The 5836-nt window shown below is 63.5% G+C and carries 4 protein-coding genes; 1 reads left to right on the top strand and 3 read right to left on the bottom strand.

Annotated elements, in window-relative coordinates; genetic code table 11:
- Positions 1–252 precede the first annotated feature (252 nt).
- The gene (locus FNJ47_RS44220; protein ID WP_163162827.1) at positions 253–1476 is read right to left on the bottom strand and encodes an MFS transporter; all 1224 of its coding nucleotides are present in this window, start codon (positions 1474–1476) and stop codon (positions 253–255) included.
- A gap of 116 nt (positions 1477–1592) precedes the next feature.
- Here FNJ47_RS44220 and FNJ47_RS44215 point away from each other — a divergent pair, with 116 nt between their 5' ends.
- On the top strand, positions 1593–2849 hold the full coding sequence (locus FNJ47_RS44215) for a NupC/NupG family nucleoside CNT transporter (RefSeq protein WP_163162825.1): 1257 nt from the start codon (positions 1593–1595) through the stop codon (positions 2847–2849).
- A gap of 72 nt (positions 2850–2921) precedes the next feature.
- Here the strand turns inward: FNJ47_RS44215 and FNJ47_RS54915 are convergent, their stop codons facing one another.
- The gene (locus FNJ47_RS54915) at positions 2922–3107 is read right to left on the bottom strand and encodes an MGMT family protein (protein ID WP_163162823.1); all 186 of its coding nucleotides are present in this window, start codon (positions 3105–3107) and stop codon (positions 2922–2924) included.
- Positions 3108–3457: 350 nt separating this feature from the next.
- A complete protein-coding gene (locus tag FNJ47_RS44205; RefSeq protein ID WP_163162820.1) occupies positions 3458–5383 on the bottom strand; it encodes an adenylate/guanylate cyclase domain-containing protein in 1926 nt (641 codons plus the stop codon).
- Between the last annotated feature and the right edge of the window lie 453 nt (positions 5384–5836).

Here is a 5836-nt window from a genome sequence, read left to right as displayed (position 1 = left end):
ATATCGAAACCAACCCCATGCACAGTCGCCGGCGACTGCCGGCGCCCGACACGGCGACTGTCCGACACGGCGACTTGACCCGTCGGGCAACTCAGCAGTATTTTTCCATTATTCCGAAATCGTGCGTGGGGGAAGAAGGTCAGCGCGAGGGCGAGCCTACACGACGACGGTGAGAGACGAACTCGCGGAGAGTCCCCCTCACCCGCCGCTTCGCGTCGACCTCTCCCCGCAAGCGGGGCGAGGTAAGAAGCCCTACTCCAGCTTCTCCACGTCCCGCAGCGTCGGAAACAGCTTCATCCAGAGCAGCGCCACCGCAACCGTCGCGACGCCGCCGAGCACGGCCGACGGCACGGCGCCGAGCAGCGCCGCGGTGACGCCGCTTTCGAACTGACCGAGCTGGTTCGACGCGTTGATGAACAGGAAATTCACCGCGCCGACGCGGCCGCGCATCTCGTCGGGGGTGGCAAGCTGCACCAGCGAGAAGCGGATCACGACGCTGATCGTGTCCGCGGCGCCGAGCACCGCGAGCGCCAGCGCCGACAGCCACATCCAGTGCGACAGCGCGAACACCACGGTGGCGACGCCGAACACGATCACCGCCTGGAACATCCGCATGCCGACGCGGCGATTGATGGTGTGCCGCGCCAGCACCATCGTCATCAAGAGCGCGCCGACGGCGGGCGCAGCGCGCAGGATACCGAGGCCGAGCGGACCGGTCATCAGGATGTCGCGCGCATAGATCGGCAGCAGCGCGGTGACGCCGCCGAACAGCACCGCGAACAGATCGAGCGAGATGGTGCCGAGGATCGCCGGATTGCTGCGCACGAAGGTGACGCCGGCAAACAGATCGTCCGACACCTCCCCGTTCTTCGCCGCTGCCTGCTGCAACCGGCCGATGCCGCCGGTCAGCAGCGCACCGAACAGCCAGAACACCATCATCACGGCATAGGGCGCGCTCGGCATCATCGCATAGGCGAAGCCACCGAGCGCGGGACCCGTGATGGTCGCGACCTGCGCCGCGCCGCTCGAGATCGCGGTGGCCCGCTGCAGCGAGCCTTGCGGCGCGATCAGCGGCAACAGCGCCGCGGTTGCCGGGCTTTCGAATGCACCGGCGATCCCGAGCACGAAGGTCGCAGCGAAGATCTGGATTTCGGAGATGGTGCCGGCAAAAGTGCTTCCGGCGAGAAACAATGCGGTCAGCGCTTCCGCGACCTGGCAGGCCTGCACCACGCGCTTGCGCTCGAAGCGATCGGCAGCGTGACCCGCGACGAACACCAGGAGCGCCGTCGGCAGGAACTGCACCAGTCCGACCATGCCGAGGTCGAATGCGCTGCCGGTCAGATCATAGATCTGCCAGCCGATCGCCACCGCGCCGATCTGGCTGGAGAAGCGCGACAGGCTGCGCGACGACAGAAAAAACAGGAACGGTCTGTGGCCGAGCAGATCGCGGGCGCCGGCCGATGTGACGGAGGACATGGATGATGGCGTGACCGAGCACCTGTAACTTGTCAATGGCGGGAAAGAGAACGCGCAACAGCATTGCGCTGCGCGAGGCCCCTGCCCATAATCGCGCGAGGGTTCTTGGGGGCGTGATGCTGCAGTTGCAATCGGCGTTCGGCGTGGTGGCGTTGCTCGTGATCGCCTGGGTGTTGAGCGAGAATCGCCGGAAGGTGTCGCTGCGGCAGGCGGCGATCGGGCTCATCGTTACGATCGTCGCCGCGCTGGTGCTGATCAAGGTGCCGCTGGTGACGCAGGCGTTCGGCGCGATCAACGATGCCGTTGGCACCATCGCCGCCGCGACGCGCGCCGGCACCGCCTTCGTGTTCGGTTACGTCGGCGGCGGCCCCGCGCCGTTCGATCCAAAGGCGCCGGGCTCGGATTTCATCCTCGCCTTCCAGGCGCTGCCGATCGTGCTGGTCATGAGCGTGCTGACGACGCTGCTGTTCTATTGGCGCGTGCTGCCGCCGGTCGTGCGCGGCATGGCCTGGATCCTGGAACGCACGCTCGGCGTCGGCGGCGCGGTCGGGCTCTCGACCGCGGCCAACATCTTCCTCGGCATGGTCGAAGCCCCGCTGTTCATCCGCCCCTATCTGGCGCAGCTCACCCGCAGCGAATTGTTTCTGGTGATGACCGGCGGCATGGCCGGGATCGCCGGCACGGTGCTGGTGCTCTATGCCACGCTGCTGGCGCCGCTGATCCCCGATGCGGCCGCGCATTTCGTCATCGCCTCGGTGCTCGGCGCGCCGGCCGCCATTCTGGTCAGCCTGATCATGGTGCCGGAGACGACGGACAAACGCACCGGCGGATCGCTCGACGATCCCGACATCCCGGTGTCGTCGACGATGGACGCGATCGTGAAGGGCACCACTGCGGGGCTCGAGCTCCTGATGAACATCATCGCGATGCTGCTGGTGCTGGTCGCGCTGGTCTATCTCGGCAACAAGATCATCGGCCTGCTGCCGGAGATCGGCGGCGCCAAGATCTCGTTGCAGCGGCTGCTTGGCTACGTGATGGCGCCGGTGTGCTGGCTGATGGGCCTGCCGTGGCCGCAGGCGATCACGGCCGGAAGCCTGATGGGCACCAAGACCGTGCTGAACGAGCTGATCGCCTATGTCGATTTGTCGAAGCTCGGCCCCGACGCGCTCGATCCGCGCTCGCGCCTGATCATGCTCTATGCGATGTGCGGCTTCGCCAACTTCGCGAGCCTCGGCATCATGATCGGCGGCCTCGGCATCATGGCGCCCGGACGGCGCGACGAGATCAACGCGCTCGGCCTGAAGTCGGTCGTATCAGGGACGCTGACGACCTGTCTGATGGGCGCGATCGTGGGGATGCTGACGTCGCCGTAGTCGCGGTAGCCCGGATGGACCGCAGCGCAATCCGGGGCGGTGCCGACGCGGTGAAGCTCCCTGTCAAGCGGATCATTGTTGGGCCGACCGACGGCGCGGACGCACGCAGCCGCGCATTGAGCCGTCGCTTGCAATAACGCGAACCGCGCGTGCAGCCTTCGGATTGCCGGCTTTAGTAGCGACAGCTTTGTACGTCATGGCCTTCCCCTTTGGGATCTTGCGCACGATGTCGCGGACCTTATCTGAAAAGGTTTTCATAGGCCGAGTGTAGCAGATTTTTCAGAGGGTTTTCGCCTTTTTACTTGCGGTTGGAACGAGCGCGTCGCGTTGGCACGGAAGATTCGACCGGACGTGCCGGTGTTAGTTTCGAAGTGCGCGCCGCCGTCTTAACATTGTGGGCAGCTATTGGCCCCTAACGTCGTTTGCCGCGCAGTGCCTGCGTGGACACAAACGGAGCATTGCGGACATCGACCGGCGGCTCCGCCGATGCGATTCGACGTGAATGACCCGAACCGAAAGTCGGCGCTGCATCTGATCGTATCTCATTCTGGAAGCTCAGTCTCACCCACTCCGGCCCCTAAGCGAGCGCGCGACCTACTCGTCCATCATCAGTGTCGGTTGGAGCCTCCGCTTCCGGACGGCAAGCCCGCCATCGCAAGGCAGCGTGCCCAATGCCGGCCGGTTTCCAGCTGCGCATTGGGTATGCGTGCAAGATATCTCTCCACTGTCAAGGTCGGCTCAAGCTGTCGCACCATGACGAGAGTTTCGCGTGCCTCATCCATTCGCCCCTGCGAGACCAGGGCGATGGTCAGGGCTCGCCAGGTCGAGAGGTGCGTGCGATTGAGCGCCAGCGATGACCGCGCCAGCCTTTCGGCACTTTCATATTGATGCGCGGAAAGCGCTGCCGTCGCGCTAAGAGACTCGAAATAGTAGCGCTGCGGATCGAGCGGAGAGAGCTCCATCGCGCGCCGAGTCGCGTCGACCGCGGCCTGCCCGTCGCCCATGAACGCGTTGACGGTGCCAAGATAAAGCCAACCAAGTGCATGGCTCGGGTTGGTTTCCACGGCCTGGTTACAACGCTTGAGCGCGGTGTCCAGGTCTTTCAACAAATGACAATAGACAAAACCTTCAGTCGCCAGCGCCAGTGCGTCCGACGGATCGCGGTCGAGAGCGGCGTGGGTGGCGCTCAAGGCTTCGGAAGCCTCACGCGTGCGGTCCTCGGACCAGCCGCGCGTTACTCGCAGGATGTACCAATTACCGAGCCACGCGCGGGGGGCCGCGATTAAGGCGTGGCGATTGATCAGCTCGTCAAGAATCCTGCGTGTCTGTAGAAACTCGTCCTTGCTTGAGCGGTGCATCAACTTGATCCCACCAAGCAGTAGCGAATAGCTCTCAAGCGTCGGCAGGGGGTGGGTCAGGATATGTTCGACTTCAGCGTCGAACACGGTGAGATGCACTGCCTGGGCGATGCGTTTGGCCAACTCGCTTTCGGGCATTAGCAGATCGCCGATTTCTCCGCTCAGGCGGTCGGTCCACAATACCTGGTTGTCGCGCGCCGAAGAGAGCTCGGCAGATACCATGAGCTTGCCTGCACCAGCAACATAGGCGCCACTAAGAACGTAGGCAGCGCCGAGATGAGCTGAGACCTCGCTGGCATCGCTGGCGCGGCCGCGAAACACCGCGGTCGACAAACGCGAAATCACCTTCAGGTTGGCAGACTTTGACAGCCGCCAAATCACGCTGTCGGCGATCAGGTTGCCAACATCGAAGAACCCGGGAGCGTCGGTCCTCGCGGAGAAGGGCACCACGGCGATACTGGGCTGCATAGCAGTCCGATAGTCGCGGCGCGCAGCGATATTTGGATGCGGACCTGCCGGACCGACCCTAAATGCCCGAACCGGCTTGTCGAAGTGCTTGAGAATGCAATCGCCGAGGTCTTCGCAGGACGCATCAACCCCGTGAGTCAACTCGTCGCGCGCCGTGGCACTGCCGATCGTCTCGCCAGGTCTTGCAAGAGTGGCCAGAGCAGTCGCAAGTTGTTCGTGCGCTGAGGCACTCGCAATCGTCTCTCCCGGCCCGGCCAATGTCGCCAGTCGGGCAGCGAGGTTCACGCCCGTCCCGTAGATATCGATACCATCGCTCCACGCCATAGCTGCGTTGACACCGGCACGAAGGTGAAAATGCTGATTTTCCGCTAGGCCGATGTTTTGCGCGGTCACTGCGCGGTGCATCTCGGCGGCGGCGTTGACTGCGTCCGGCACTGTCTCGAAACGCGCCAACAAACCGTCACCCAAGCTTTTCACAAGCGTGCCGTGATATCGCGGCAATATTTCGGAGGTAGCCACTCGGACGAAGTCTGCCCATCGACGAACGGTGAAGGCCTCGCGCTCCCGCATGAGCCGCACCGATTCAACGAGGTCGACTAAGAGCACGACCGTTTGTTGCAGGACGAGGCCTGCGCCCGCGTCCGAAAGGTTGGATCGTTCGGGACGAGTGGCCTGCTCTTCTCCCTTATCTACCGCATCGTCGATCATGTTGATCCGGCTCGCGATAACGACCGAGGCATCCTAGTGGGTGTATGAGGGCAAGCCAAGAGTTTGGAGCATGGAGGACAGGCGTCATCATGCTCTCCTAGCAGATGACGGTGTTCAGACCGATTGCTCGAACTGTTGGATTTTATACGGGACGACGAGGTCCCGACCGCATCGCGCCGCCTCGGCTGACGCTGGCCGCTTCCGGACTAACTGCTGCATTCCCGTTCAACAGCAGTTCGCGGGTCTGATCCGCGAGGATGGTGATTGTCTATCGTCGAAGTGCCCGTCGCGCATGTGGAATGCAATTGCGGCCATGAGTCCGCTTCTGATGCTGTGGACGGCTCCTCCACGGGCACGAGAGTGCCAAGGAGTGGGCGCCGATTGAGGCTCCCACGATTCGGAGGAGCAGCCTATGCAGTCAATTTCGACGATCGGTCTGGATATAGCGAAGTC

It is taken from the genome of Bradyrhizobium uaiense (genome assembly GCF_010811875.1).
GTDB lineage: Bacteria > Pseudomonadota > Alphaproteobacteria > Rhizobiales > Xanthobacteraceae > Bradyrhizobium > Bradyrhizobium uaiense.
Note: the sequence above shows the minus strand (reverse complement) of the source record. Positions and strands in the feature narration are given on the sequence as shown.

Coding starts and splice junctions, on each gene's coding strand:
- FNJ47_RS44220 (WP_163162827.1), bottom strand. CDS start 1,476: ATGTCCTCCGTCACATCGGCCGGCGCCCGCGATCTGCTCGGCCACAGA.
- FNJ47_RS54915 (WP_163162823.1), bottom strand. CDS start 3,107: ATGAAAACCTTTTCAGATAAGGTCCGCGACATCGTGCGCAAGATCCCA.
- FNJ47_RS44205 (WP_163162820.1), bottom strand. CDS start 5,383: ATGATCGACGATGCGGTAGATAAGGGAGAAGAGCAGGCCACTCGTCCC.
- FNJ47_RS44215 (WP_163162825.1), top strand. CDS start 1,593: ATGCTGCAGTTGCAATCGGCGTTCGGCGTGGTGGCGTTGCTCGTGATC.